Source organism: Streptomyces sp. SM18, from assembly GCF_002910775.2.
GTDB classification, from domain to species: domain Bacteria; phylum Actinomycetota; class Actinomycetes; order Streptomycetales; family Streptomycetaceae; genus Streptomyces; species Streptomyces halstedii.
The window spans coordinates 3,628,612-3,655,574 of record NZ_CP029342.1; the positions used below are offsets into that span (position 1 = coordinate 3,628,612).

The 26,963-nt window shown below is 69.0% G+C and carries 23 protein-coding genes; 9 read left to right on the forward strand and 14 right to left on the reverse strand.

Translation table 11 applies throughout. The features are described 5' to 3' along the window. Nucleotides 1-43 precede the first annotated feature (43 nt). The 8 genes from B9S64_RS16205 to dnaA all read right to left on the reverse strand — a co-directional run bounded on the left by B9S64_RS16205 (nucleotide 44) and on the right by dnaA (nucleotide 12,431). On the reverse strand, nucleotides 44-640 hold the full coding sequence (locus B9S64_RS16205; RefSeq protein WP_103488873.1) for a DUF3566 domain-containing protein: 597 nt from the start codon (nucleotides 638-640) through the stop codon (nucleotides 44-46). A gap of 93 nt (nucleotides 641-733) precedes the next feature. After that, nucleotides 734-3,349, reverse strand: coding sequence for a DNA gyrase subunit A (gene gyrA, locus B9S64_RS16210; protein WP_103488872.1), 2,616 nt, complete (start codon nucleotides 3,347-3,349; stop codon nucleotides 734-736). Nucleotides 3,350-3,395: 46 nt separating this feature from the next. Continuing rightward, on the reverse strand, nucleotides 3,396-5,465 hold the full coding sequence (gene gyrB, locus B9S64_RS16215) for a DNA topoisomerase (ATP-hydrolyzing) subunit B (RefSeq protein ID WP_103488871.1): 2,070 nt from the start codon (nucleotides 5,463-5,465) through the stop codon (nucleotides 3,396-3,398). Between the two features lie 368 nt (nucleotides 5,466-5,833). After that, the gene (locus tag B9S64_RS16220; protein WP_103488870.1) at nucleotides 5,834-6,337 is read right to left on the reverse strand and encodes a DUF721 domain-containing protein; all 504 of its coding nucleotides are present in this window, start codon (nucleotides 6,335-6,337) and stop codon (nucleotides 5,834-5,836) included. 122 nt (nucleotides 6,338-6,459) lie between these two features. Beyond that, entirely contained in the window at nucleotides 6,460-7,590 is a 1,131-nt protein-coding gene (gene recF, locus B9S64_RS16225; RefSeq protein WP_103488869.1) for a DNA replication/repair protein RecF, read from the reverse strand. Nucleotides 7,591-7,641: 51 nt separating this feature from the next. Then, nucleotides 7,642-8,520, reverse strand: coding sequence for a phosphogluconate dehydrogenase (NAD(+)-dependent, decarboxylating) (gene gnd, locus B9S64_RS16230; RefSeq protein ID WP_028441664.1), 879 nt, complete (start codon nucleotides 8,518-8,520; stop codon nucleotides 7,642-7,644). 131 nt (nucleotides 8,521-8,651) lie between these two features. Then, nucleotides 8,652-9,782 (reverse strand): DNA polymerase III subunit beta, encoded by a 1,131-nt coding sequence (gene dnaN / locus B9S64_RS16235; RefSeq protein WP_028441665.1) that lies wholly within the window; start codon nucleotides 9,780-9,782, stop codon nucleotides 8,652-8,654. Nucleotides 9,783-10,655: 873 nt separating this feature from the next. Continuing rightward, nucleotides 10,656-12,431 (reverse strand): chromosomal replication initiator protein DnaA, encoded by a 1,776-nt coding sequence (gene dnaA, locus B9S64_RS16245; RefSeq protein WP_103488868.1) that lies wholly within the window; start codon nucleotides 12,429-12,431, stop codon nucleotides 10,656-10,658. 381 nt (nucleotides 12,432-12,812) lie between these two features. On the opposite strand from dnaA, the gene rpmH reads away from it, so the two are divergent. The 9 genes from rpmH to B9S64_RS16290 all read left to right on the forward strand — a co-directional run bounded on the left by rpmH (nucleotide 12,813) and on the right by B9S64_RS16290 (nucleotide 19,702). Then, nucleotides 12,813-12,950, forward strand: a complete 138-nt coding sequence (gene rpmH / locus B9S64_RS16250) for a 50S ribosomal protein L34 (RefSeq protein WP_014047156.1) — start codon at nucleotides 12,813-12,815, stop codon at nucleotides 12,948-12,950. 18 nt (nucleotides 12,951-12,968) lie between these two features. Further along, entirely contained in the window at nucleotides 12,969-13,340 is a 372-nt protein-coding gene (rnpA, locus tag B9S64_RS16255; protein WP_103488867.1) for a ribonuclease P protein component, read from the forward strand. Then, entirely contained in the window at nucleotides 13,337-13,696 is a 360-nt protein-coding gene (gene yidD / locus B9S64_RS16260) for a membrane protein insertion efficiency factor YidD (protein WP_103488866.1), read from the forward strand. Before rnpA ends, yidD begins: the two co-directional genes overlap by 4 nt. 3 nt (nucleotides 13,697-13,699) lie before the next feature. Continuing rightward, nucleotides 13,700-14,968, forward strand: a complete 1,269-nt coding sequence (gene yidC / locus B9S64_RS16265) for a membrane protein insertase YidC (RefSeq protein ID WP_103488865.1) — start codon at nucleotides 13,700-13,702, stop codon at nucleotides 14,966-14,968. A 14-nt stretch (nucleotides 14,969-14,982) separates the two neighbouring features. Beyond that, nucleotides 14,983-15,492 carry a R3H domain-containing nucleic acid-binding protein gene (locus B9S64_RS16270; protein ID WP_103488864.1) on the forward strand — a complete coding sequence of 170 codons (510 nt, stop codon included), beginning with the start codon at nucleotides 14,983-14,985 and terminating at the stop codon, nucleotides 15,490-15,492. A gap of 108 nt (nucleotides 15,493-15,600) precedes the next feature. Beyond that, a complete protein-coding gene (gene rsmG / locus B9S64_RS16275) occupies nucleotides 15,601-16,317 on the forward strand; it encodes a 16S rRNA (guanine(527)-N(7))-methyltransferase RsmG (RefSeq protein WP_028441669.1) in 717 nt (238 codons plus the stop codon). Nucleotides 16,318-16,611: 294 nt separating this feature from the next. After that, the gene (locus B9S64_RS16280; protein ID WP_078552045.1) at nucleotides 16,612-17,688 is read left to right on the forward strand and encodes a ParA family protein; all 1,077 of its coding nucleotides are present in this window, start codon (nucleotides 16,612-16,614) and stop codon (nucleotides 17,686-17,688) included. Beyond that, nucleotides 17,685-18,782 (forward strand): ParB/RepB/Spo0J family partition protein, encoded by a 1,098-nt coding sequence (locus B9S64_RS16285; RefSeq protein ID WP_103488863.1) that lies wholly within the window; start codon nucleotides 17,685-17,687, stop codon nucleotides 18,780-18,782. The genes B9S64_RS16280 and B9S64_RS16285 overlap by 4 nt, the downstream gene beginning before the upstream one ends. A gap of 302 nt (nucleotides 18,783-19,084) precedes the next feature. Next, nucleotides 19,085-19,702 carry a GNAT family N-acetyltransferase gene (locus B9S64_RS16290; protein WP_030625998.1) on the forward strand — a complete coding sequence of 206 codons (618 nt, stop codon included), beginning with the start codon at nucleotides 19,085-19,087 and terminating at the stop codon, nucleotides 19,700-19,702. Between the two features lie 121 nt (nucleotides 19,703-19,823). On the opposite strand, the gene trxA is transcribed toward B9S64_RS16290, so the two are convergent. The 6 genes from trxA to murJ form a co-directional block, all read right to left on the reverse strand. Further along, complete coding sequence (gene trxA, locus B9S64_RS16295; RefSeq protein WP_028441673.1) at nucleotides 19,824-20,159, reverse strand: thioredoxin; 336 nt, start codon at nucleotides 20,157-20,159, stop codon at nucleotides 19,824-19,826. A 42-nt stretch (nucleotides 20,160-20,201) separates the two neighbouring features. Further along, the gene (trxB, locus tag B9S64_RS16300) at nucleotides 20,202-21,173 is read right to left on the reverse strand and encodes a thioredoxin-disulfide reductase (protein ID WP_103488862.1); all 972 of its coding nucleotides are present in this window, start codon (nucleotides 21,171-21,173) and stop codon (nucleotides 20,202-20,204) included. Nucleotides 21,174-21,299: 126 nt separating this feature from the next. Continuing rightward, the gene (locus B9S64_RS35055) at nucleotides 21,300-21,803 is read right to left on the reverse strand and encodes a hypothetical protein (protein ID WP_258037687.1); all 504 of its coding nucleotides are present in this window, start codon (nucleotides 21,801-21,803) and stop codon (nucleotides 21,300-21,302) included. Between the two features lie 440 nt (nucleotides 21,804-22,243). After that, a complete protein-coding gene (gene sigM / locus B9S64_RS16310; RefSeq protein WP_103488860.1) occupies nucleotides 22,244-22,948 on the reverse strand; it encodes an RNA polymerase sigma factor SigM in 705 nt (234 codons plus the stop codon). Between the two features lie 26 nt (nucleotides 22,949-22,974). Continuing rightward, the gene (locus tag B9S64_RS16315) at nucleotides 22,975-24,675 is read right to left on the reverse strand and encodes a protein kinase family protein (RefSeq protein ID WP_103488859.1); all 1,701 of its coding nucleotides are present in this window, start codon (nucleotides 24,673-24,675) and stop codon (nucleotides 22,975-22,977) included. A 125-nt stretch (nucleotides 24,676-24,800) separates the two neighbouring features. After that, a complete protein-coding gene (gene murJ, locus B9S64_RS16320; protein WP_103488858.1) occupies nucleotides 24,801-26,957 on the reverse strand; it encodes a murein biosynthesis integral membrane protein MurJ in 2,157 nt (718 codons plus the stop codon). Nucleotides 26,958-26,963: the final 6 nt, after the last annotated feature.

The following is a 26,963-nucleotide window of genomic DNA, read 5'->3' on the forward strand; positions in this document are numbered from 1 at the left end:
TTAGCGCACGTCGGGGCCAGTCCCAAAATCGATACCCCGCGGCCTACTCGTCCTCGGCGAGCGTCAGCTCGACGCCGCCCACGAAGCCGGCCGACAGGTTGTAGATGAACGAGCCCAGCGTCGCCAGCGCGGTGGCCAGCACCACGTCGATCACCGCGATGACCGAGGTGAAGATGAGCACGCGCGGCAGCGAGAGGAACGACTGCAGATCGAAGCCGCTGCTCTCCGTCGAGCCGGTGGCCTCGCTGATCGTGCCGCCCACCGTCTCGAAGACGCCCATCGCGTCCATCACCATCCACAGCACGGCGGCCGCGACCACCGTGCAGATGCCCAGCGCGATGGACAGCAGGAAGCTGACCTTCATCACCGACCACGGATCGGCCTTGGACACCCGCAGACGGGCCTTACGGGTACGCGGAGTGGTCCGCGCCCCCGTCCGGGGCAGCCGGGTCGCCTGCGCGCCGTCCGCGCCCCGCGCTCCCCCATGGGTTCCGCCGCCCTGCGTACCGCCCCCGGGGGACGGGTACGCCTGCGGCGGGTGGTAGGGCCCCGCAGGACCCGATGCGGGCTCACGCTCGCCAGGCAACGGCCCGGTCGCGTACCCCTCGTACTGGGGCTGTGGCCCCCGAGTCTCCGTCACAGTGCCCCCTTGGGAGTCCGTGGCAGGGCCACGGGCACCGTTCGCTCCTGCTCCCGAAGCGGCCGGACCGGCGCCCGTGGCTCCACTCACGCTCTACTCCTCGTGCTCCCCGGCCGAAGGCTCCGTGCCCTCGGCCACGCTCTCGGCATGGGCCTCGACCGTGTCGCCTTCGGCCTCTTCGGTCCCTTCGACCTCTTCGGCCTCACGACCCGCCTCGGCGTTGCGCGCGATGCCGACGACGGCATCACGCTTGCCCAGATTGATCAGTTGGACGCCCATGGTGTCACGGCCCGTCTCCCTGACTTCACTGACTCGCGTACGGATCACACCACCGCCGAGCGTGATGGCGAGGATCTCGTCCGACTCCTCCACCACCAGCGCGCCCACGAGGGATCCCCGGTCCTCGACGATCTTCGCGGCCTTGATGCCCAGACCACCACGGCCCTGGACGCGGTACTCGTCCACGGCGGTCCGCTTCGCGTACCCGCCGTCGGTGGCCGTGAAGACGAACGTACCGGGCCGGACGACATTCATCGAGAGCAGTTCGTCGCCTTCGCGGAAACTCATGCCCTTCACCCCAGAAGTCGCGCGGCCCATCGGACGCAGCGCGTCGTCCGTCGCCGTGAACCGGATCGACTGGGCCTTCCTGCTGATGAGCAGCAGGTCGTCCTCCGCCGACACCAGCTCCGCGCCGATGAGTTCGTCGTCCGCGCCGCTCTCGGTCTCCCGGAGGTTGATCGCGATGACACCACCGGAGCGCGGCGAGTCGTAGTCCTTCAGCGACGTCTTCTTCACCAGACCGCCCTTGGTCGCCAGGACCAGGTACGGCACCGCCTCGTAGTCGCGTACGGCGAGGATCTGCGCGATCCGCTCGTCCGGCTGGAACGCCAGCAGGTTCGCGACGTGCTGACCCCGCGCGTCCCGGCCGGCGTCCGGCAGCTCGTAGGCCTTCGCCCGGTACACCCGGCCCTTGTTCGTGAAGAACAGCAGCCAGTGATGGGTCGTCGAGACGAAGAAGTGGTCGACGATGTCGTCTTCCCTGAGCTTCGTGCCCCGCACACCCTTGCCGCCCCGCTTCTGCGAGCGGTAGTCGTCCGTCTTGGTGCGCTTCACATAACCGCCACGGCTGATCGTGACGACGATGTCCTCCTCGGCGATCAGGTCCTCGATGGACATGTCGCCCTCGAAGGGCACCAGCTTGGAACGCCGGTCGTCGCCGAACTTGTCGACGATCGCGGCCAGTTCCTCGCTGACGATCTTCCGCTGGAGCTCCGGCGAGGCGAGGATCGCGTTGTACTGGTCGATCTTCGTCTGGAGTTCGTCGTGCTCGGCGGTGATCTTCTGGTGCTCCAGCGCGGCCAGCCGGCGCAGCTGCATCTCCAGGATCGCGTTCGCCTGGATCTCGTCGATCTCCAGCAGGCCCATCAGGCCCTCACGCGCGATCTCCACCGTGTTGCTGCGGCGGATGAGGGCGATGACCTCCTCGATCGCGTCGAGCGCCTTGAGCAGGCCGCGCAGGATGTGCGCCCGCTCCTCGGCCTTGCGCAGCCGGAAGCGGGTGCGCCGGACGATGACCTCGATCTGGTGCGTCACCCAGTGCCGGATGAACGCGTCGATCGACAGGGTGCGGGGCACACCGTCGACGAGCGCCAGCATGTTCGCGCCGAAGTTCGTCTGCAGGTCGGTGTGCTTGTACAGGTTGTTCAGCACGACCTTGGCGACCGCGTCACGCTTCAGCACGACCACCAGACGCTGGCCCGTGCGCGAGGACGTCTCGTCGCGGACGTCCGCGATCCCGCCGATCTTGCCGTCCTTCACCAGGTCGGCGATCTTCTGCGCGAGGTTGTCGGGGTTGGTCTGGTACGGAAGCTCCGTGACGACCAGGCACTGCCGGTTCTGGATCTCCTCGACCGCCACGACCGCCCGCATCGTGATCGAGCCACGGCCCGTGCGGTAGGCCTCCTCGATGCCCTTGCGGCCCACGACCAGGGCGCCCGTCGGGAAGTCCGGGCCCTTGATCCGCTCGATCAGGGCGTCCAGGAGGGCTTCCTGCGAGGCCTCCGGGTGCTCCAGGTACCACTGGGCGCCCGCCGCGACCTCACGCAGGTTGTGCGGGGGGATGTTGGTCGCCATACCGACCGCGATACCCGCCGAACCGTTCACCAGGAGGTTCGGGAACCGCGCCGGCAGCACCGTCGGCTCCTGGTTGCGGCCGTCGTAGTTGTCCTGGAAGTCGACGGTCTCCTCGTCGATGTCCCGGACCATCTCCATGGACAGCGGCATCATCTTGCACTCGGTGTACCGCATGGCGGCGGCCGGGTCGTTGCCCGGGGAACCGAAGTTGCCGTTGGAGTCCACCAGCGGCATCCGCATCGACCACGGCTGCGCCAGGCGCACCAGCGCGTCGTAGATCGAGGAGTCACCGTGGGGGTGGTACGTACCCATGACGTCACCGACGACGCGGGCGCACTTGTAGAAGCCCTTCTCGGGCCGGTAGCCGCCGTCGTACATCGCGTACAGCACCCGGCGGTGGACGGGCTTGAGGCCGTCCCGCACGTCGGGCAGCGCACGCGAGACGATGACGGACATCGCGTAGTCGAGGTAGGAGCGCTGCATCTCCGTCTCGAGCCCCACGGGCTCGACACGCATGCCCACGCCCTCGACGGCGGGCACCTCTTCGGGCGTCACGGGGGAATTCTCGTCGGCCATTGCTGGTCAAAGTCCTTTCGAGCTGCGGCTTGCTGGTACGGCCGACTCAGATGTCGAGGAAGCGGACGTCCTTGGCGTTGCGCTGGATGAACGAGCGCCGCGCCTCGACGTCCTCGCCCATCAGCACGGAGAACAGGTCGTCCGCCTGCGCCGCGTCGTCCAGCGTGACCTGGCCCAGCACACGGTGGTCGATGTCCATCGTGGTGACGCGCAGCTCCTCGGCGTTCATCTCGCCGAGGCCCTTGAAGCGCTGGATCGAGTCCTCCTTGATCCGCTTGCCGTTCTGCTTGCCGAGCGCCACCAGGGCGTCGCGCTCCCGGTCGGAGTAGGCGTACTCGAAGTCGTCGCGGCCCCACTTGATCTTGTAGAGCGGCGGACGCGAGAGGTACACGTGCCCCGCCTCGACCAGCGGACGCATGAAGCGGAAGAGGAAGGTCAGCAGCAGGGTGTTGATGTGCTGGCCGTCGACGTCGGCGTCCGCCATCAGAATGATCTTGTGATAGCGGAGCTTCTCGATGTCGAAGTCCTCGTGGACACCGGTGCCGAACGCCGAGATGAGCGCCTGGACCTCGGTGTTCTGGAGGATCTTGTCGACCCGGGCCTTCTCGACGTTCAGGATCTTGCCGCGGATCGGCAGGATGGCCTGGTACATCGGGTTGCGGCCGGACTTCGCCGAACCACCGGCGGAGTCACCCTCGACGATGAAGATCTCGCACTTCGTCGGGTCGTTGGACTGGCAGTCGCTCAGCTTCCCCGGCAGCGAGGCGCTCTCCAGGAGCCCCTTGCGGCGGGTCAGGTCGCGCGCCTTGCGGGCCGCCACGCGGGCGGTCGACGCCGCGATGCCCTTGCGGATGATGTCGGCGGCCTCGTTGGGGTTCCGGTCGAACCAGTCCGTCAGCTGCTCGTGGACGACCTTCTGCACGAAGGTCTTGGCCTCCGTGTTGCCCAGCTTGGTCTTCGTCTGGCCCTCGAACTGCGGCTCGCCCAGCTTCACCGAGATGATCGCCGTCAGGCCCTCGCGGACGTCCTCGCCGGTGAGGTTGTCGTCCTTCTCGCGCAGCAGCTTCTTGTCACGCGCGTACCGGTTGACCAGGGAGGTCAGCGCCGCACGGAAGCCCTCCTCGTGGGTGCCCCCCTCGTGCGTGTGGATCGCGTTGGCGAAGGAGTAGACGCCCTCGGTGTACTGCGCGTTCCACTGCATGGCGATCTCGACCGAGAGGAGGCGCTCCTTGTCCTCGGACTCGATGTCGATCACCGACTGGTGGATGACGTCGCCCTTGCGGGAGTTCAGGTACTTGACGAAGTCGACGATGCCGTCTTCGTAGTGGTACGTGACCGTACGGGTCGACTCCTCCTCGGACACCTCGACCGCTTCGGCGCTGTCCGCGCCCGCCGTCGCCTTGGCCGACTCGCGCTCGTCGGTGAGCTTGAGGGTGAGGCCCTTGTTCAGGAACGCCATCTCCTGGAAGCGGCGCGAGAGGGTCTCGAAGGAGTACTCGGTGGTCTCGAAGACGTCCGGGTCGGCCCAGAAGGTGACGATCGTGCCCGTCTCCTCGGTGGCCTCGTGACGGGCCAGCGGGGCCGTCGGGACACCGAGCCTGTAGTCCTGGGTCCAGCGGTAGCCGTCCGTCCTGACCTCCACGGACACCCGCGTGGACAGGGCGTTGACGACGGACACGCCCACACCGTGCAGACCGCCGGAGACGGCGTAACCGCCGCCGCCGAACTTGCCGCCCGCGTGCAGGACGGTCAGCACGACCTCGACGGCCGGCTTGCCTTCGGACGGCACGATGCCGACCGGGATACCGCGGCCGTTGTCGACCACGCGTACGCCGCCGTCGGCCAGGATCGTCACATCGATGGTGTCCGCGTGCCCGGCCATCGCCTCGTCGACCGAGTTGTCCACCACCTCCTGCACGAGGTGGTGGAGGCCGCGCTCACCGGTGGAACCGATGTACATGCCCGGTCGCTTGCGGACCGCGTCCAGGCCCTCGAGGACCGTGATCGCGCTGGCGTCGTACGAGGCGGGCGCCTCGCCGTGCTCACCGGCTGTGGACGGGATGTTCTCGTTGGGGTTGCCGGAATCGGCCACGAAGCGCCCTTTCTGGCACAGCACAGGCCGTTCTCCGGGCAGGCGGGAGCGGCTGCGTCGTTCGGCTTGTATCGACGACTCCCGCGCGAACGCGGGATTGTGTGCCCAGTCTACCGGTAGCGCCGACATGAATGGGGGTTTGCCGGTACCTGAGTACGCATGTGCCGCCCTGAATGAGCGGCTGACGACTCCCCATATTCAGGATGGGGGGCGGGGAGGCTCACGAGGGCGTTGAGCGCTTCGGGCTGTCAACCTCCGGCTACCGTGAGGGACGCCTCATCGACGTCGCCCGGTGCGAACCGTCACAGACCGCGCGTCCCGGCGGCCCGACAGGGTCCCCAGGGCCGGTACCCAGCGGGCACGACGGGCCGGGCGGGAGGGAAAAGGCCTGGTCAGCCGTAGGTGTCCCCGGGGCCACGGCTCCCGGGGGCGCGCAGCGGGCCGAAACCCCGCTGCGGGCCTCCCGGTCCCGTCACCTTGATCATCCGCACCGTGCCGTGGCCCAGATCGGTGTTCAGCCGTGCCACCAGCTGCGGCGCCAGCAGCCGGAGCTGCGTCGCCCACGCCGTGGAATCGCACCGCACCGTGAGAACCCGCTCCCGCGGATCGTCGTCGTACCGCAGCGGCACGCAGTGTTTGGCCAGATCGTCACCCACGATCTGCGGCCAGCGGCCCATCACACCGCCCACCGCGGCCGGCGTCTCCCAGCCGCGCTCGGTGATCAGCCGGTTGATCGCCGACCCCAGCGGCAGCGGATCACGGCCGTCGGAGCGCGCCCCCGACCGCAGTCCCCCGCCCCGCCTGGCCTGCCTGCGCTGCTGCGCCGCCGTGCCCCGGGCCCGCGCCTGCTCCTTCGCCGCCCGCAGCGCGACCCGCGCCAGATCGACGCCGGACATCTCGGGCTCCGTCGCCGCCCCGCGAGCCGCGCCCGGAGTCGGCCCGGACGGCCCGGCACCAGATCCGGATCCAGGTCCCGAGGCGGGCTCGGACGGCAGGCCGCCGGTCGCCGGTGATCCGCTCACAGCCGCTCCACCACACCCTCGGACACGGCGTAGCGCGCCCCCGCCAGCACCCCGGGGACGTCGTCGTCCACCGCCGCCGTCACCAGCACCTGCTCGCCGGGGGCCACCAGCTGGGCCAGCCGCTCACGGCGCCGCGTGTCCAGCTCGGCGAACACGTCGTCCAGGACCAGCACCGGCTCGTTGCCCTCGCCGCGCAGCAGCTCGTACGAGGCCAGCCGCAGCGCCAGCGCGTACGACCAGGACTCGCCGTGGCTCGCGTACCCCTTCGCGGGCATGCCCCGCAGCCCCAGCACCAGGTCGTCGCGGTGCGGGCCCACCAGGGTGACCCCCCGCTCGATCTCCTGCTTACGGGCCTGGGCGAGCGCCGCGATCACCTGCTCGTACAGCTCCTCGCGGGTACGGGAGAGCGCCACGTCGGCGCCGAGCGAGCTGCGGTACTCCAGGGTCACCGGTCCGCCGCCCGGCGCGACGTCGGCGTACGCCTTGTCGGCCAGCGGCTGGAGGGTGGCGATCAGGTCGAGCCGCTGGGCGAGCAGCTCCGCGCCGACCCGGGCCAGGTGCTGGTCCCACACGTCCAGGGTGGACAGGTCCATCGACCTGCCGCCGTGGCGGCGGGCCATCGCCGCGGACTTCAGCAGGGTGTTGCGCTGCTTCAGCACCCGCTCGTAGTCGGACCGGACCCCCGCCATCCGCGGGGAACGGGCCGTGACCAGCTCGTCGAGGAAGCGGCGGCGCTCCCCCGGGTCGCCCTTCACCAGCGCCAGGTCCTCCGGGGCGAACAGCACGGTCCTGACTATCCCCAGCACGTCGCGTGGTCTGACCTGGGACGACCGGTTGACGCGTGCCCGGTTGGCGCGGCCCGGGTTGAGCTCCAGCTCGATGAGCTGCGAGCGCTCGCCCTGGGTGACCGCGGCCCGGACGACGGCGCGCTCCGCGCCCATCCGCACCAGGGGGGCGTCGGACGAGACCCGGTGGCTGCCGAGCGTCGCCAGATAGCCGACCGCCTCGACCAGGTTGGTCTTGCCCTGGCCGTTGGCCCCGACGAACACGGTGACGCCCGGGTCGAGAGGGACCTCGACCCGGGCGTACGAGCGGAAGTCGGCCAGCGAGAGATGCGTGACGTGCATGGTCGCCGGCCTTCCGTTCCCGCTTCGTGCTGTGCTGTGTGCTGCCGCGTACTACTTCTTGTTCTCGACCGCGTGGCCGCCGAACTGGTTGCGCAGTGCGGCGATCATCTTCATCTGCGGGGAGTCGTCCTGCCGCGAGGCGAAGCGCGCGAAGAGGGACGCGGTGATCGCGGGCAGCGGCACCGCGTTGTCGATGGCGGCCTCGACCGTCCACCGGCCCTCGCCGGAGTCGGCGGCGAAACCGCGGAGCTTGTCCAGGTGCTCGTCGTCGTCCAGCGCGTTGACCGCCAGGTCGAGCAGCCAGGAACGGATGACCGTGCCCTCCTGCCAGGAGCGGAAGACCTCGCGCACGTCCGTGACGGAGTCGACCTTCTCCAGCAGCTCCCAGCCCTCGGCGTACGCCTGCATCATGGCGTACTCGATGCCGTTGTGGACCATCTTCGCGAAGTGGCCGGCGCCGACCTTGCCCGCGTGGACCGAGCCGAAGTCGCCCTCGGGCTTCAGCGCGTCGAAGACCGGCTGGACCTTCGCGACGTTCTCGTCGGTGCCGCCGTACATCAGGGCGTAGCCGTTCTCCAGGCCCCAGACGCCGCCGGAGACGCCGCAGTCGACGAAGCCGATGTCCTTGATGCCCAGCTCGACGGCGTGCTTCTCGTCGTCGGTCCAGCGGGAGTTCCCGCCGTCCACGACGACGTCGCCCGGGGAGAGCAGCTCGGCCAGCTCGTCGACGGTGGACTGGGTCGCGGCACCGGCCGGAACCATCACCCATACGACGCGCGGGCCCTTGAGCCTGCCCACCAGCTCTTCCAGGCTGTGGACATCGGCGACGTCCGGATTGCGGTCGTAACCGATGACGGTGTGGCCTGCGCGGCGGATGCGCTCGCGCATGTTGCCGCCCATCTTGCCGAGACCGACGAGACCGAGCTCCATCAGAGATTCCTTAAGCGTTGTGCCGATTCGTACCCGGCACCGAGCCTACGCCCGGCCGGAGGCGGCGCGGCGGGCGTGCTCAGCGCTGAACACGCCCGCCGGGGGCCGCCGTGACAGGAACGACCGCCGGGTCAGCCGGAGAGGCGGACCGGCATGATCAGGTACTTGTAGGCGTCGTCCGCCTCGGCGTCGACGGCCGGGCGGCCGCTGAGCAGCGCGGGCTTGGTCGACGTGGTGAAGGAGAGCTGGGCGACCGGGGAGTCGATCGCGCTGAGCCCGTCCAGCAGGAAGGTCGGGTTGAAGGCGATGGAGATGTCGTCGCCCTCCAGGACGGCGTCGACCCTTTCCACAGCCTGTGCGTCGTCGCTGGAACCGGCCTCCAGGATCAGCACCCCCTGCTCGAAGCTCAGCCGCACCGGGGTGTTCCGCTCGGCGACGAGGGCCACGCGCTTGACGGCCTCGACGAACGGCGCCGTCTCGATGACCGCGACCGAGTTGAACTCGGTGGGGAAGAGCGTGCGGTACTTCGGCAGGTCGCCTTCGAGCAGCCGCGTCGTCGTCCGGCGTCCGGCGCCCTCGAAACCGATGAGCCCTTCGCCCGCGCCCGATCCGGAGAGCGCCAGGGTGACCGTGTCACCGCTGGTGAGCGCCTTGGCGGTGTCCAGCAGAGTCTTGGCGGGCACCAGGGCGACCGCCGAGGCGTCCGCGTTCTCCGGCTTCCACAGGAACTCACGGACCGCGAAGCGGTAGCGGTCGGTCGACGCGAGGGTGACCGTGTCGCCCTCGATCTCGATCCGGACGCCCGTGAGCACCGGCAGGGTGTCGTCGCGACCCGCGGCGATGGCGACCTGGGCGGCGGCGGAGGCGAAGACCTCACCGGGGACGGTGCCGGTCGCCGTCGGCATCGTCGGCAGGGCCGGGTACTCCTCCACGGGCAGGGTGTGGAGGGTGAACCGCGAGGAGCCGCAGACCACGGTGGCCCGCACCCCGTCGGTGGAGATCTCCACCGGGCGGTTGGGCAGGGCGCGGCAGATGTCGGCGAGCAGCCGGCCGGAGACCAGGACCGTGCCGTCCTCCTCGATCTCGGCGTCCACCGAGACCCGGGCCGACACCTCGTAGTCGAAGCTGGAGAAGCTGAGCGCTCCGTCCTCGGCCTTCAGCAGAAGACCCGCGAGAACGGGCGCCGGCGGACGGGCCGGGAGGCTGCGGGCCACCCAGGCCACCGCCTCCGCGAGTACATCGCGCTCCACCCGGATCTTCACCGGAACCGCCTCCTGCTGTTGCTCGCTCGCCCTGCTGGCCTTCGTCGTCTGACGGGGCTCCCTGCCGAAGGGCCGGGGAGACCACCGGGGTCCAGTCTGACGCACGGCACCGACACTCGTCGCTGCTCGGGGTCAAGTCGCGACAAGAGGCTCGTGGCGCTCCACGGCCGAGTTGTGCACAGGCCCCACTTCGAAGCGGATTCCTGGCTAACTCTGAGTGGTAGTAGTAGTAGGCCCTGTGGAAACCGTGGATAACGGTGTTTGCGCAGGTCAGTCGCGGTTTTTTGTCCACCGCACCTGTGGGTGGGACCAGTGGACAACTAGGCGTCTCTGTGGACACGCGAAAGTTCTGCACACCCGATGCACAGGCGGGGCGTACTTCTCCCCAGGGCTGTCCCCAGCTTTACCCACGTTCCCCACAGCTCAATCGCCGGTCCCGGTGTGACGCCTTTCACTCTCGACGGTGAAAGCGGGTGTCGGGTTGCCGAACAGTGGACAGGCCTGTGGGGAACCTGGGGAAACCTGGGGACAACAGCGGTTTGCCTGTGGGCCGACGGTGGACAACCGAGGCGGGCCTCTGTGGAGCCGGAGTCTGTCCACAGGCTGTGGATCACTGTTGACCACAAATCCCCAGGCACATGACCTGGCCTGATGGAGTATCGGCAGAGCGCCCTGTGGACGCAATATGGACAACTTCCCGGTCCCCAGGCTGTGGACGCGGGTTTCGCCGTTTTCCTGTGGAGAAGACGCAGGTGGCGGCAGGTATTCGAACAGGACCGGGGCCCGAGACGGCGAAGGGCGCCCCGCGAGACCTCTGTACTCGGTCCTCGCGGGGCGCCCTCGGCGCGGTGTACGGCCTGTCCGGCGCTGCCGTCAGCCGTTCTTGATGCGGTTGGTCAGCTCGGTGACCTGGTTGTAGATGGAGCGGCGCTCGGCCATCAGCGCGCGGATCTTCCGGTCGGCGTGCATGACGGTCGTGTGGTCGCGGCCGCCGAACTGCGCGCCGATCTTGGGCAGGGAGAGATCGGTCAGCTCCCGGCACAGGTACATGGCGATCTGCCGGGCCGTCACCAGCACACGGCTGCGCGAGGATCCGCAGAGATCCTCCACGGTCAGCCCGAAGTAGTCGGCGGTGGACGCCATGATGGCCGGCGCGGTGATCTCGGGCGCCGTGTCCTCGCCCCCCGGGATGAGGTCCTTCAGCACGATCTCGGTCAGTCCCAGATCCACCGGCTGGCGGTTGAGACTCGCGAACGCCGTGACGCGGATGAGGGCGCCCTCCAGCTCGCGGATGTTGCGCGAGATCCGCGAGGCGATGAACTCCAGTACCTCCGGCGGCGCGTTGAGCTGCTCCTGCACCGCCTTCTTCCGCAGGATCGCGATGCGCGTCTCCAGCTCGGGCGGCTGCACATCGGTGGTGAGGCCCCACTCGAAGCGGTTGCGCAGCCGGTCCTCCAGGGTCACCAGCTGCTTCGGCGGCCGGTCCGAGGACAGCACGATCTGCTTGTTGGCGTTGTGCAGCGTGTTGAAGGTGTGGAAGAACTCCTCCTGCGTCGACTCCTTGCTCGCCAGGAACTGGATGTCGTCGACCAGGAGGATGTCCACGTCGCGGTACCGCTTGCGGAAGGTGTCGCCCTTGCCGTCGCGGATCGAGTTGATGAACTCGTTGGTGAACTCCTCCGAGCTCACGTACCGCACCCGGGTGCCCGGGTAGAGGCTGCGCGCGTAGTGCCCGATGGCGTGCAGCAGGTGCGTCTTGCCGAGCCCCGACTCCCCGTAGATGAACAGCGGGTTGTACGCCTTCGCGGGGGCCTCGGCCACCGCCACGGCCGCGGCGTGCGCGAAACGGTTGGACGCGCCGATGACGAAGGTGTCGAAGAGGTACTTCGGATTGAGCCGGGCATGGGGTTCGTTCGTCCCCGGGGCCGGCGCGGACTGCGAACCGGGCGGCCCGCCCGCCCGTCCGGGGCCGCCCTGGAGGTGCGGGGGCTGCTGCTCCTGCATGTCGTGGCGGTCGCGCCCGTCGCGCTGCGGCTCGTAGCCCTGGCGCTCGGGCGGCTGCGGCCGGTAGTCGTGCTGCGGCTGCTGGGGGCGCGGGCTCCCGTACGGGTCCCGGTCCTGATATCCGCCGTGCCGGGGCTGCCAGGACAGGTCCTCCTGGGCGCGCGGCCAGGCACCGGGGCGCTGCTGGTAGTCCGGGTAGGCGGGACGCGCCGTGGGCATGCCGTCGTCGGACGGGCGGTGCCCGTAACCGTCGTACACGTCGTCGTGCGGCGGCTCGTCCCGCGGCGGCGGTCCCTGGTAGTGGTGGGACTGCGGCCCCTGGGGCTGGTGCGGCTGGTGCATGGGGGGCGCGGGCGGGGAGGGGGGCTCGTTCGCGGAGTCGTCGACCGTGATCGCGATCCGGATCGGGCGGCCGCACTCACGGGTGAGCGTCTCGCTGATCAGCGGTGCGAGCCGGCCCTCCAGGACGCGCTTGCCCCACTCGTTGGGCACGGCCAGCAGCGCGGTGTCCGCCACCAGCGCGAGCGGCTGGCAGCGCTCGATCCACTGCTTGTCCTTCGGTTCGATGCCCTGCTGGCCCTCCCCGAGGAGTTGGTCCAGCACGCGTGGCCACACTGCGGCAAGATCGGCGGGTACATCAGCCACAAGGCACGCTCTCTCGCATGTCCCACGAATATGTGGTTCTCGGGACGGGATGGGTCGGGTCGGGTGAGGCCCGGCAGGGGGGAAGGAAAGGAACCGGAGTTCAGCCACGGTAGTCAGCCCGACCCGCGCGGTTCAAGTCGTTGTCCACAGGCTGTGTACAGAACGGGGTGGCGCGGAGCTGGTTTGACCGAACGGCGTGGCCGCACGTACCGTGACGAGGTCGAGTTGTCGATGGCTGCTGCCGCCTGCCTCCGATGGGCAAAGATCACGATCTGTGATTGTGAAGCGGTGCACTAAGGCGTTTACGCGAGTTCCTCGTGGGCGCACGGTGACAGCCAGGCGATGTCCCGCCAACACACGAATCATTTCTGGAGCCCCCGAGTGAGCAAGCGCACCTTCCAGCCGAACAACCGTCGTCGCGCCAAGACCCACGGCTTCCGGCTGCGTATGCGTACCCGTGCCGGCCGCGCGATTCTTGCGAACCGCCGTGGCAAGGGTCGCGCCAACCTGTCCGCCTGATCGCGGCCAGGTCATGACGTGCTGCCTACCGAGAATCGGCTGAGGCGGCGCGAGGACTTCGCGACCGCGGTACGCCGGGGACGTCGGGCCGGCCGCCCGTCGCTCGTCGTACATCTACGCAGCGGTGCCACGGACCCGCACGCGCCGGGGGAGAGTCTTCCCCCACCGCGTGCGGGTTTCGTCGTCAGCAAGGCGGTGGGCGGAGCGGTCGTCCGCACCGCGGTGAAGCGCAGGCTTCGCCACCTGGTGCGCGATCGGCTGGCTCAGCTGCCCCCCGGTAGCCTTGTTGTCGTACGAGCGTTGCCCGGGTCGGGCGACGCCGATCACGCTCAGCTGGCCCGAGACCTGGACGCCGCTCTGGAGCGGCTGCTGGGAGGGGGCGCGCGATGAAGTACCCGCTGCTGGCTCTCATCAAGCTGTATCAGTGGACGATCAGCCCGCTTCTCGGGCCTGTCTGCCGTTACTACCCGTCGTGTTCCCACTATGGATATACGGCGATCGACCGGCACGGTGCGATCAAAGGAACGGCGCTGACCGCATGGCGCATCCTGCGTTGCAATCCGTGGTCACCCGGCGGCGTGGATCACGTACCGCCACGCACACGCCCGCGTTGGCACGAACTGCTGCGCAGCCATGTGGGTCGCGGCAAGGGCGGGGAGTCCGCCGCCGCTGTGCCTGCCCGGGAGTCGGTGTCCGACTCCTCGAGCCCGGCCACAGAGACCTCGCCCAATGCTCAAGGAGCCTGATTAGTGGACACGATTGCCAGTCTGTTCAGCTTTATCACCTGGCCCGTCTCGTGGGTCATCGTCCAGTTCCACAAGTTCTACGGTTGGATCTTCGGTGACGACACCGGCTGGGCCTGGGGCCTGTCCATCGTGTCCCTGGTGGTCCTGATCCGGATCTGCCTGATCCCGCTCTTCGTGAAGCAGATCAAGTCGACCCGCAACATGCAGGTGCTCCAGCCGAAGATGAAGGCGATCCAGGAGCGCTACAAGAGCGACAAGCAGCGTCAGTCCGAAGAGATGATGAAGCTGTACAAGGAGACCGGGACCAACCCGCTCTCCTCGTGCCTTCCCATCCTGGCGCAGTCGCCGTTCTTCTTCGCCCTGTACCACGTGCTCTCGGCCATCGCCTCGGGCAAGACGATCGGTGTCATCGACCAGCCGCTGCTCGACAGCGCCCGGCAGGCACACATCTTCGGCGCTCCGCTGGCCGCGAAGTTCATGGACAGCCAGGACAAGGTCGCGGCGCTCGGCGCCTCCCTGACCGACGTCCGTGTCATCACCGCGATCATGATCGTGATGATGTCGGCGTCGCAGTTCTTCACCCAGCGCCAGCTGATGACCAAGAACGTCGACCTGACGGTCAAGACCCCGTACATGCAGCAGCAGAAGATGCTGATGTACGTCTTCCCCCTGATCTTCGCGGTCATGGGTATCAACTTCCCCGTCGGTGTCCTCGTCTACTGGCTGACCACCAACGTCTGGACCATGGGTCAGCAGATGTACGTGATCAACCAGAACCCGACCCCGGGCAGCAAGGCGCAGGAGCAGTACCTGAACCGGCTGCTGAAGAGCGTGACGGCACACGGCGAAGTGCGGGGCAGGACGCGGCGCAACACCGTCAAGCGGATCGTGGCCAAGGGCCCGGACCGCAACGACCTGGAGCGGAAGTTCATCACCGGTCTCGGCAAGCTGGGCCTCGCCGCCCAGGAGGACGGCACGGTGGAGAAGAGCGAGACGGCCCTCGCCGAGGCCGAGGGCGGCACCGCGCCGAAGCGGCAGCAGCCCAAGCGTCAGACCAAGGCGAAGCGCCAGACGGCCGTTGCCCAGACCGGGGCGGCCAAGGAGTCGGAAGAGCCCGGAACCGGCTCCAAGACCTCGCTGACGAAGCAGGACGCACCCCAGGACGACAAGCCGAAGTCGGCGGGCAAGTCCGCCGCGTCCGGCTCCTCACGGCAAGCCAAGTCCGGACAGCGCAAGGGCCCGCAGCGGCCCAAGCACCCGTCCAAGAAGTAAGAAGGAGTCCATCCGTGACGGAAGCCACCACCACCACAGCCGCTGAGGGCAGCGACACCCTGACCCGCCTCGAACAGGAAGGGGAGATCGCGGCCGACTACCTCGAGGGTCTGCTCGACATCGCCGACCTGGACGGCGACATCGACATGGATGTGGAGGCGGACAGGGCCGCTGTTTCGATCATCAGCGACTCGGCGCGCGACCTGCAGAAGCTTGTGGGGCGTGACGGCGAGGTGCTGGAGGCCCTTCAGGAGCTGACGCGCCTGGCCGTTCACCGTGAGACCGGTGACCGCAGCCGCCTCATGCTGGACATCGCCGGCTTCCGCGCCAAGAAGCGTGAAGTGCTCGCCGCACTGGGCGCCAAGGCCGCGGACGAGGTCAAGAGCTCGGGCGAGCCCGTGAAGCTGGAGCCGATGACGCCGTTCGAGCGCAAGGTCGTCCACGACGCGGTCGCCGCGGCGGGCCTGCGCAGTGAGTCCGAGGGCGAGGAGCCGCAGCGCTTCGTCGTCGTGCTTCCGGCCTGACCGGATCCTTGTACGCTCGGCCCCGTCTGTTCGCAGGCGGGGCCGATCTTTGTCAGCCTGTTTGTCACCACCCACAGTGCGCTAGTGCGGTATGGAAGGACGGTCCCCGTGACGGAGGAAGCAGAGCTCCCCGAGGCGCCCGAGGAGGCGCGGACGGTCTTCGGGGAGTTCTTCCCGGAGGCTGTCCGGTACGCGGAGCTCCTCGCGGACGCCGGGGTGAAGCGGGGCCTGATCGGTCCTCGTGAGGTGCCGCGGCTGTGGGGACGCCACCTGCTGAACTGCGCGGTGCTCTCCGAAGCCGTACCCGAAGGCGTCACCGTCTGCGATGTGGGGTCGGGGGCCGGGCTGCCGGGCATCCCCCTGGCGCTGGTGCGCCCCGACCTGAAGATCACCCTGCTTGAGCCCTTGCTGCGGCGGACGAACTTCCTTCAGGAGGTCGTCGAGCTGCTGGGCCTGGACCATGTGACGGTGGTGCGCGGCCGGGCCGAGGAGGTGCTTGGGACACTTCCGCCCGTCCACGTGGTGACGGCGCGCGCCGTGGCTCCGCTCGACCGGCTCGCGGGGTGGGGCGTTCCCCTGCTGCGGCCCTACGGGGAGATGCTGGCGCTGAAGGGTGGCACGGCCGAGGAGGAGATCCAGGGGGCACGGGCCGCTCTGAGCAAGCTCGGAGTGGTGGAGACCGAGGTGCTGCACGTCGGTGAAGGGGTCGTCGAGCCGGCGTCCACGGTGGTGCGGGTCGTGGTCGGAGAGAGCCCGGGCGGTGTGCGGTTCGCTGCGAAGCGGGCCAAGGCCGCGCGGGCCGGCCGCGTGCGTCGGCGGCGCTGAAGACGGCGACCGCTGCCACGGGGGCTTTATTCGATGCCCCTTTTGTGATTGTTCTGGTTGATGCTCCGTGAAAGCGGCGATATGCACTCCTTGCGGAGTGTCGAAACCGTGCGGCTCGGCGGCAGAGGCATCGTGTTTCACGTGAAACGTCGCTCTCTGCTGCAGGGAATTATCGGTCGCGGTCGTGCGGCTGCCGTACCGCGCGACCGCAAGCCCGTACGGGCTACGGAGTTGTCCACAGACGCGGATTCATCCACAGAAGAGTCGGCCTCGCTGGTTCGCCGCCCCGAAAGCATGGCAGGCTCTATTCATTGCGAGCCTGAAGTCGAGGAGAGTGAATCCTTGCGGTCCGACGCCGACACCGCGGGGCCGATGACCGATCCGGTCCCCGGTCCCCGTACCGAGTCCTCTGGGGACGGTGTTTCACGTGAAACACCGCCGCCGATGGACGACACACCCATCGGTCGGGCGGCCCAGCTGGCTGTCGAGGCCCTCGGCCGCGCCGGCGAGGGCCTGCCCCGCCCCGACCGTACCCGCGTCATGGTGGTCGCCAACCAGAAGGGCGGAGTGGGCAAGACGACCTCGACGGTCAACCTTGCGGCCTCCCTCGCGCTGCACGGTGCGCGCGTCCTGGTGGTGGACCTCGACCCGCAGGGGAACGCTTCCACCGCTCTGGGGATCGACCACCACGCGGAAGTCCCGTCCATCTATGACGTCCTGGTGGAGAGCATGCCTCTCTCCGAGGTGGTTCAGCCGGTCCCGGACGTCGAAGGCCTCTTCTGCGCCCCGGCCACCATCGATCTCGCCGGTGCGGAGATCGAGTTGGTGTCCCTGGTGGCGCGGGAGAGCCGGCTGCAGCGCGCGATTCAGGCGTACGACCAGCCGCTGGACTACATCCTCATCGACTGTCCGCCCTCGCTCGGCCTGCTGACGGTCAACGCGATGGTGGCGGGCGCCGAGGTGCTCATCCCGATCCAGTGCGAGTACTACGCCCTGGAGGGCCTCGGCCAGCTGCTGCGCAATGTCGACCTTGTGCGGGGGCACCTGAACCCGGACCTTCATGTGTCGACGATCCTGCTCACCATGTACGACGGCCGCACGAGGCTCGCCTCGCAGGTGGCGGAGGAGGTGCGCAGTCACTTCGGCAAGGAGGTGCTGCGGACGAGCATTCCCCGCTCGGTGCGTATCTCGGAGGCTCCGAGTTACGGGCAGACCGTCCTGACCTATGATCCTGGCTCCAGCGGGTCTCTCTCGTACCTTGAGGCGGCCCGCGAGATCGCCCTGAGGGGTGTCGGGATCCACTACGAGGCTCAGCATGCCCAGACGGGCGTTCAGAACCACCAGCAGAGCAATTCGGAGGGCATGCAGTGAGTGAGCGTCGTAGAGGGCTGGGGCGTGGGCTCGGCGCGCTGATCCCGGCAGCTCCCCAGGAGAAGCAGATGGCAGCTCCTGGAGCCGGTGTGGGCGCCGCTGGGGCGAGCACGGTCCGGTCCGCGGAGCGGGGAGTGGCCGCGGCCAAGGTGACGGGACTGGCACCGGGCCGGACCGTCCCCGAGCCGAGCGCTCCTGCGGGTCTGGAGAGTGTCGTGGGAGGGGCCGACTCGGCCGGGGCATACTTCGCCGAGATCCCGCTCGATCAGATCACGCCGAACCCGAAGCAGCCTCGTGTGGTCTTCGACCAGGACGCTCTCGCCGAGCTGGTCACCTCCATCAAGGAGGTCGGGCTTCTTCAGCCGGTGGTCGTGCGGAAGACGGCCGACGACCGCTATGAGCTCATCATGGGTGAGCGGCGCTGGCGCGCCTGCGGTGAAGCCGGGCTGGAGGACATCCCGGCGATCGTCCGTGCGACCGACGACGAGAAGCTGCTTCTCGACGCGCTCCTGGAAAACCTGCACCGGGCGCAGTTGAACCCTCTGGAAGAGGCTGCGGCGTACGACCAGCTGCTCAAGGACTTCAACTGCACGCATGACCAGCTGGCGGATCGCATCGGCCGGTCCCGCCCGCAGGTGTCCAACACGCTTCGGCTGCTTCGGCTCTCCCCGCCGGTGCAGCGCAGGGTTGCCGCCGGGGTGCTCTCGGCCGGACACGCACGGGCCCTGCTGTCCTTGGACGACTCCGAGGAGCAGGACCAGCTGGCGCACCGCATCGTGGCGGAGGGCCTCTCCGTGCGGGCGGTCGAGGAGATCGTGAACCTTCGTGGCTCCGAGCTCGCCGGTGCCGCGAAGCCGCGAGGCCCCCGGGCAGGAGGCCGTGTTTCGCCGGCGCTGACGGACCTGGCCTCCCGGCTCTCGGACCGGTTCGAGACGCGGGTGAAGGTCGACCTCGGGCAGAAGAAGGGCAAGATCGTCGTCGAGTTCGCTTCGATGGAGGACTTGGACCGTATTCTCGGCAGTCTCGCCCCGGGTGAGGGGCGCATCCTGGAGCGGAGCGCCGAAGAGGAAGAGACCGGCGAGGACGAGGGCTGATCAGCCCGAGTGGACGGGCGGGCTGTACTCCGGGGAACCCTGGAGCACGGCCCGCCCTTTGCTTTCTCTCGGTATCCGCATCACGTCTGGGTGGATACGATGCGTCCTGGTATGCCGTATCCACCACCGTGATCCACCTCAGAGGAGGCGGGGGCCGTGCGATCAGTGCATCGCAGCCACCTGATGACAGTTGGGTTGGGGATTGGGGCTGTCGGAGGCTTCGTCGGCAGTCTGTTCCGAGAACGGAATGCGCTGGCGGCCGCGCGTGACGCGGCGGGCGAAGGAAGCGAGGAACCGCCTACATGGGGCGTCGGCTTGTACCGCTCACCTTGGACAACCTGTCGGACCTTCCCCGGCGTTGCCGCTCGTGCGTCTTCTGGGAGCTTGATCCGGTCAGCGGGGAAGCCGCGGTAAAGGCCGGTCGGCCGGCGGCGGAGAAGGAGTCCTGGATCTCGGCCGTGCTGTTGGAGTGGGGCTCCTGCGGGCGCGTCGTCTATGTGGACGATGTCGCCGCCGGCTTCGTGCTCTACGCGCCACCCGCCTATGTGCCGCGGTCCACGGCGTTTCCCACCAGCCCGGTCTCCCCCGACGCCGTCCAGCTGATGACCGCGCTGATCCTTCCGGGATTCCGAGGACAGGGGCTGGGCCGCGTGATGGTGCAGACGGTGGCCAAGGACCTGCTGCGACGGAACTTCCGGGCAGTCGAGGCCTTCGGCGACGCCCGATGGAAGGAGCCCGCCTGTGTGCTACCCGCAGAACATCTGCTGGCGGTCGGCTTCAAGACGGTCCGCCCTCATCCGGCGTACCCGCGGTTGAGGCTGGAGCTGAGGACGACGCTGTCCTGGAAGGAAGACGTCGAACTGGCGCTGGACAGACTGCTGGGAGCCGTTCAGAAGGAACCCGCGCTGAGACCGCTCTGACCCGGCCCGGCGAGGGGCCCTGCGCAAGAGGGCCCGCTGCCGCTGAAGGTGGATGGGTACGCAGAACGGGTCCGCCCCGAAGGGCGGACCCGTTTCACGTGAAACATCGTTCCCGTAGCTTCTACTCGGTGACGATGAAGGGCTCAAGGTCGCGAAGGATCGCGGCCTTCGGCTTGGCGCCGACGATGGTCTTGGCGACCTCGCCGCCCTGGTAGACGTTGAGGGTGGGGATGGACATCACGCCGTACTTGGCGGCGATGGCCGGGTTCTCGTCGATGTTGAGCTTGACGATCTCGATCTGATCGCCGTGCTCAGCGGCGATGGCCTCCAGAGAGGGAGCGATCTGGCGGCACGGGCCGCACCAGGCAGCCCAGAAGTCCACCAGAACGGGCTTCTTGCTCTTCAGGACATCCTCGTCAAAGGAGTCGTCGGTTACGTTCTTCAGGGCGCCGGCCACGGCGTCCTCCTTAACTTCGTGGGGTGTGGGTGAGGAGAGGCTTCAGGCTGCGGGCGTCTTCTCCGGCTCGGCGGGCTCTTCGTCGGTGAGCGCGGCCAGGAAGCGCTCTGCGTCGAGAGCGGCGGAGCAGCCGGTGCCGGCAGCGGTGATGGCCTGCCGGTACGTGTGGTCGACGACGTCGCCCGCGCCGAAGACACCCTTGAGATTGGTCCGGGTCGAGGGAGCCTCGACCTTGAGGTAGCCCTCGTCGTCGAGCTCCAGCTGGCCCTTGAAGAGCTCCGTGCGCGGGTCATGGCCGACGGCGATGAACAGACCGGTCACCGGCAGCTCAGAGGTCTCACCGCTCGTGGTGTTGCGCAGGGTGAGGCCGGAGAGCTTCTGGTCGCCGTGCACCGTGGCGACCTCGCTGTTCCAGGCGAACGTGATTTTCGGGTCGGCGAAGGCACGCTCCTGCATGGCCTTGGAGGCACGCAGGGAGTCACGGCGGTGGACGATCGTGACGGACTTGGCGAACCTGGAGAGGAACGTCGCCTCTTCCATGGCCGTGTCGCCGCCACCGACCACCGCGATGTCCTGGTCCTTGAAGAAGAAGCCGTCACATGTGGCGCACCAGGACACACCGCGTCCGGACAGCGCGTCCTCGTTCGGCAGGCCCAGCTTGCGGTGCTGGGAACCGGTGGTGACGATCACTGCCTTGGCGCGGTGCACGGTGCCCGCGGTGTCCGTGACGGTCTTCACGTCGCCGGTGAGGTCCACGGACACCACGTCGTCGGGGATCAGCTCGGCGCCGAAGCGCTCGGCCTGGGCGCGCATGTTGTCCATGAGCTCAGGACCCAGGATGCCGTCCTGGAAGCCCGGGAAGTTCTCCACGTCGGTGGTGTTCATCAGCGCACCGCCGGCGGTGACGGCGCCCTCGAAGACCAGCGGCTTCAGCGACGCGCGAGCGGTATACAGGGCGGCGGTGTAACCGGCCGGCCCGGAGCCGATGATGATCACATTGCGGACGTCGCTCACGGGTTTCTTCCTCGTCTCTGCGGACTGCCTACTGCCTACTGGGGGCTGTACACGACTCTCACCCCACCCAACGGATCCTACGGGGCACACATTCCCGAAGTGCCGTACCGGCTTCTTGTGCGGCCCTCAGGAACGTGCGTAGGCGTGGGAGAGGAGGAGGTGGGCCTTGGGAGCCGGTGTGGCCCCGGTGCAGGCGGCGTCGACGACATAGGCCTGTACGCGGCTCGGGTCGGTCACATGAGGCAGCACCACCAGGAAGGCGGGCGTGCCCTCGTAGACGCCCTTTTCCAACGCCAGGGCGGGTGCCTCGCGCCCGGTGCCCTGCTGGACGCACGGTGGCACGTCCACGACGGAGGCGAGCAGCGGACTGCCTGAGATGCCGGTGTCGGGGAGCGTGTTCTGCGGAGACGACTTCGTGGCCATGGAGGGCTCACCCCTATCGAGGCCCGGCGTCTCGGCGCCCGAGGCATGGGAGGCCGACGCCTCCTCCAGGAGCGTGCGGACCTGGCCCTCCAGCGTGGAGTCGGCGAAGTCGTGGAGGGCGCCGGCCCTGGTCCCGGAGGCTTGGTCCGAGGCCTTCATCGCCGCGTTCTCGGACGTCTGCGCAGAGTGCAGCAAGAAGGCGCTCACGCCGACGACCGCCGCACCGAACGCGGTCCCGAGTATCAGAGTGCGGCGACGGCGTCGCGCCGGGCCTCGCCCAGGGCCGGTGGCCGCCGCAGGCCGCCCTGCGGGACGGGCGGTCGCTGGGCCGTCCATCGCCTGTCGGTGTGTTTCACGTGAAACCGAGTCTGTGACGACGGATGGCTTGGGAGCGGGACGTGACTCGGCAGCCAGAGCGGCATCGATGCGCTCGGCGATCTCTCCCGGCATGCGAGGAACAGCAGGCAGGTCTCCGAGGAGCGACCGGATCTCTTCCAGCGAGGCGTGGATGTCGCCGCACTCCGCGCAGGTGTCGATGTGACGCCGGAGCGCCGCGGCCCGCGGGGCGGGTACGAGACCCTCGGCCAGGTCGGAGAGCTCGGAGACGTCCGGGTGCTGGGTCGCGCCGGCTGTGTCAGCTGCGGATGTCATGCGTGACCACCTCCACCCTTCACCGCGGCAGGGTCACTGGTGCCTGCGTCTCGTGGTATCGACGGTGGTGGGACGGATGCTCCCCGCGTCCGGTTCCTCTCCATGGTGCTGTCTCCGCTCCCTTCTCCTCTGTTCCGCAGATGGGTGAGAAGGGGAACCAGTCTGGCCCGGCCTCGTGCGCAGCGGCTCTTCACCGTGCCGACCGGGACATCGAGGATCCGGGCGGCTTCCGCGACGGGATAGGCCTGCATGTCCACCAGGACGAGAGCGGCTCGCTGTTCGGCGGGGAGGGTGGCCAGGGCCCCGAGCAGCTCACGGTGCAGAGCGTGCCGTTCGGCGGGGGCCTCGGCGGACTCGTGCGGCTCCAGGAGCTGATCGAGCCGTTCGGCGTCGTCCACGGGCGCGGTCTTGCGTGAGGCAGCCTTGCGGGCCCGGTCCAGGCACGCGTTCACGGTGATCCGGTGCAGCCAGGTGGTGACGGCGGAACGGCCACGGAAGGTGTGTGCGGCACGGAAGGCGGAGACGAGAGCGTCCTGGACAGCGTCGGCCGCTTCCTCGCGGTCTCCGAGCGTGCGGAGGGCCACGGCCCAGAGGCGGTCACGATGGCGGCGCACGAGCTCACCGAAGGCGTCCGGTTCGCCCGCGACATGCTGGTCCAGGAGTTCCTGGTCGCTGGTGTCGGCGAATCTGGCGTCGTCCAACGGTGAGCCCCCTCCCCCGGGTGCCGTCAGCTGGTGATCTTGATGTCCGAGACCTTGCCGCGGTATTTGCCGTCATCGCTGCTGTACGGCACCTTGGTCAGCCAGACCAGAAGATAGCGCGCCTGCACCGGCTTGTCGGGTGTGAGGGAGACCTTCGTTCCCGACCCGTGGGCGACCTTGGTGAAGCCGCCCGGCAGCTGGGGGATCGAGGAGCTGTCCGTCGCCCTCAGCTCGACCGAGGTGTCGCCGCCGAGGAACGAGACGTCGACCTTGCCCACGCGCTGGACCTTGCCGAGGTCGAGGACGACACCGACGCCTTCCTTCAGCCTGCCGAAGTCCGCGGTGTAGTAGCCGTCGGTGGGCCAGTAGGACGTGGCGTCCCCGTCATAGAGGTTCTTGATCGAGTCCGGCTTCTCGGAGCCGTCACCCAACGGGTCGTAGTCCTGCGCTCCGGCGATGGCGACGGGCTTGCTGGGCTCGACGTCCTTGTGGTCGTCGTTGTCGTCCTCGGTGTTCTGCGTGGTGGTCGGCTCGGTGGCGTCCTTGCCGTGGTCCAGCACGGTCTCCGCCAGCTGCCAGCTGCCCAGTCCGAGCGCCGCGATGAGAAGGGCGGACACCGCCCACTTGAGCACTTTGCCGGTGCGACTCTGCAGCGGCGGCGGGGGCGCCTGCATGACGGGCTGTGTGGCGGCGGCGGGGCCGGCGGGAGGCCGTCCGTAGGTGCCCTGCTGGTAGGTGGTGCGCTGGTACTCGGGGGGCGCGGCGAAGACGGGCTCGGGCGGCAGGACGCGGGGCATGGCGGCGACGGCCTTGGCCAGCTCGTCGGGTGTCGTGCAGGGCTGTTCCTGCCGTGACGCAGTCGCTCCGTCGTTGGCGAGCGCGCGCATGGCGAGCTCCGAGAGGCCCCGGTGGACGCCCGCCCTGACCTGGTCCGGCGGGATCAGCCCCAGGTCCTTGGGGAGGCCGGTGAGACCGTAGGCGTCGCTCTCGTACGGCCAGCGGCGGGTGAGCGCCGCGTACAGAAGGGCGCCGATGGCCTCGGTGTCCGTCCGCAGCGGGTGCTGGGCGGTGACCCCACGCAGCGCGGCGTTCACCGCGAGGCCGCGGATGCGGTACTGCCCGGTGGAGCTGCGCAGCACGGCCCCCGGTGTGAGCCGCAGATGTGACAGGCCCTCCCGGTGGGCGGCTGCCATCGCCTGGGAGATCTGGCTCACGAGCTGGTACGCGTCGTGGGCCTCGAACGGTCCGGCGGCCAGCAGGGCGGTGAGCTCGGTGGCGTCCGGGAGCCATTCGTGGACGACGTAGACGAGATCGTCCTCCTCCACGGCGTCCAGGACCTGGACGAAGCGGGGGTCGCCCAGCAGGGCGGAGGACCGTGCGGCGGCCAGCACCGAGCGGGCGCGCGGATGGTCGGCGGGGAGCAGGTGAACGCCCACAGCACGGCGCAGCTTCTCGTCGACGGCCCGCCAGCTGCTGAATCCGTCCAGTCGGGTGACGCACTCCTCGAGGCGGTAGCGCCTGGCCAGCTTGTGGCCGCTGTGCAGGTCGGGGGCCGCCGGGACGGCCTCCGAGCTCGTCCGCCCGCCGCCTTCGCCGTCAGGGTCTGCGCCCTTGGTGTCCTGGGCTTCTGCCGTCCCGTCGGCCGTGGCCTCGTCCGCCTTGGCGGTCAGCGGCTTGTCGCCGCTGTTGTCGGCCACGTCGACGGCAGCCGTGCTACGTTCCGCCACCGTCGTTCCTGCCTCCCCATCCGTTGCGCGATGCAAGCCAGCTCTGCACAGGCCAATTGTGCCCACACTCCGGCGCTATGCACGACACGCGGCGTCCGGCGATGGTTGTGCGACGCGTCGGTACTTCAGCGTCCGAGCCGTCCCCGGACCATGCCGACCATGCCGTTGAGCTCCTCGATGCGCATCTTCCGCGCCGCGACGTAGAAGACGCCCAGCAGGACCACGCTGCCGCAGACCAGAGCCACCACCGAGCCGCCGGCACCCTCGCCGAGCACCTCCAGCAGGGCGAAGCCGACGGCGCCGCCGATCACCGCCGCCGGAACCGCGGCGAGGCAGAGACGGGCGTACGTGCGGATCACCCGGGCTCCGTCGAGATCGCCGCCGAGACGGTTGCGCAGGCGGCGCCAGGCGACCCCGACGCCGACCGCGTAGGCCAGGCCGTAGGCGGCGGCCATCCCGATGACGGCCCACCGGGCCGGAAGGACGACGTAGAACAGGGCGGAGACGGCGGCGTTGACCGCTGCCACGATGACGGTGTTGTAGAAGGGCGTGCGGGTGTCCTCGTACGCGTAGAAGCCACGCAGCACGACGTACTGCACGGAGTACGGGATGAGGCCGAGCCCGAACGCCATGAGGATGAAGCCCATGGACCGCGCCGCCTCGGTGCCGCTGGAGGCGTAGAGCAGGGTGCACATCGGCAGACCGAGTGCCAGGAAGGTGAACGCGACCGGCACGATCGCCACCGCCGAGTTCCGGAGCCCCTGCGAGATGTCGTCGCGGACGGCGCCGGGGTCGTTGTCGTGCGCGGCGCGGGAGATGCGGGGCAGCAGGGCGGCCATGACCGAGACGGTGATGATCGCCTGGGGCATGCCCCAGATCAGCTGGGCGTTGGAGTACGCGAGGAAGCCCGTGCCGTCCTTGCCGGAGAGCTTGCCGGCGGAGGTCGCCAGCTGGGTGACCACGATGACGCCGGCCTGGTTCGCCAGGACGAAGAGGACCGTCCACTTGGCGAGCCTGAACGTCTTGCCGAGCCCGTGGCCCTTCCAGTCGAAGCGCGGGCGGAAGCGGAACCCCGCCTCACGGAGGTACGGGATCATGGCCAGGGCCTGGACCACCAGGCCGAGCAGGGTGCCGATGCCGAGCAGGCGGACACCTTCCGGCGGGATGGTCTCGACGCCCATCCGGGACTCCGCCGACGAGCCGTAGACCCAGATGAAGAGTCCGAACGTGACGATCATGACGATGTTGTTGAGGACCGGGGTCCACATCATCGCGCCGAACCGGCCGCGGGCGTTGAGGATCTGCCCCATCACCACGTGGACGCCCATGAAGAAGATCGTCGGCAGGCAGTAGCGGGCGAAGGTGACGGCCACGCTGTTGGCGGCCGCGTCGTTCGCGATGGTCGGCGACATCATGTGGATGAGCCACGGGGAGGCGAAGACGGCCAGCGCCACGATCGCGCCGAGCGTGACCATCACCAGCGTGAGCAGCCGGTTGGCGTAGGCCTCGCCGCCGTCCGCGTCGTCCTTCATGGACCGGACGAGCTGGGGGACGAAGACCGAGTTGAGTCCGCCGCCCACGGTGAGGATGTAGATCATCGTCGGCAGGGTGTAGGCGATGGTGAAGCTGTCACCGAGCAGCGCCGCGCCGAGAGCGGCGGTGATCACCAGGCTGCGGACGAACCCGGTGAGCCGGGACACCAGGGTGCCGGCCGCCATCAGCGCGCTCGACTTCAGGATTCCGGAGGCGCGGCCGCCGGACTTCGGCGGCGTGGGAGCCGGAGCGGCCTCGGGCTCGACCGGTGGCGCGGGAGGCCGCCCCGACGCCTCCTGGTCGCGGAAGAGATGCGCGAAGGCATCCGGTTCGGCGGGAGAGTCGGAGGCCCGGGTGACCAGGTCGTCCACTCCCACGTACTGGGTGGCCGCGTCGTCCCCGTACGGAAGGTGCCGGGAGGGGCCTGCGGGCTCCGGTGGCGGTGTCTGGGCCCAGAGGCGGGGGTCCGGGGGGTACTGGGCCGCGGGAGGCTGCTGGTAGAGCGCCTGCGGCTCCTGGTAGGTCCCGGGGGGAGGCGGCGGGTGGGAGGCACGGTCGTAGAGGGCCTCGGCGACCGGGTCCTGTGCCACGAGATCCTGGGAGCGGTACGGATCGTGGTCGTACGCGTGCTGAAGGTACGGGTCGGGCACACCTCCGCCCTGGCCGGAGCCCGGAGGCACCGGCGGACCGCTGGACGACCCAGCTCCGCCCGCGCCCTGGCCGCGGTCACCGTCGTACGGCGCGTTCATCCGAAA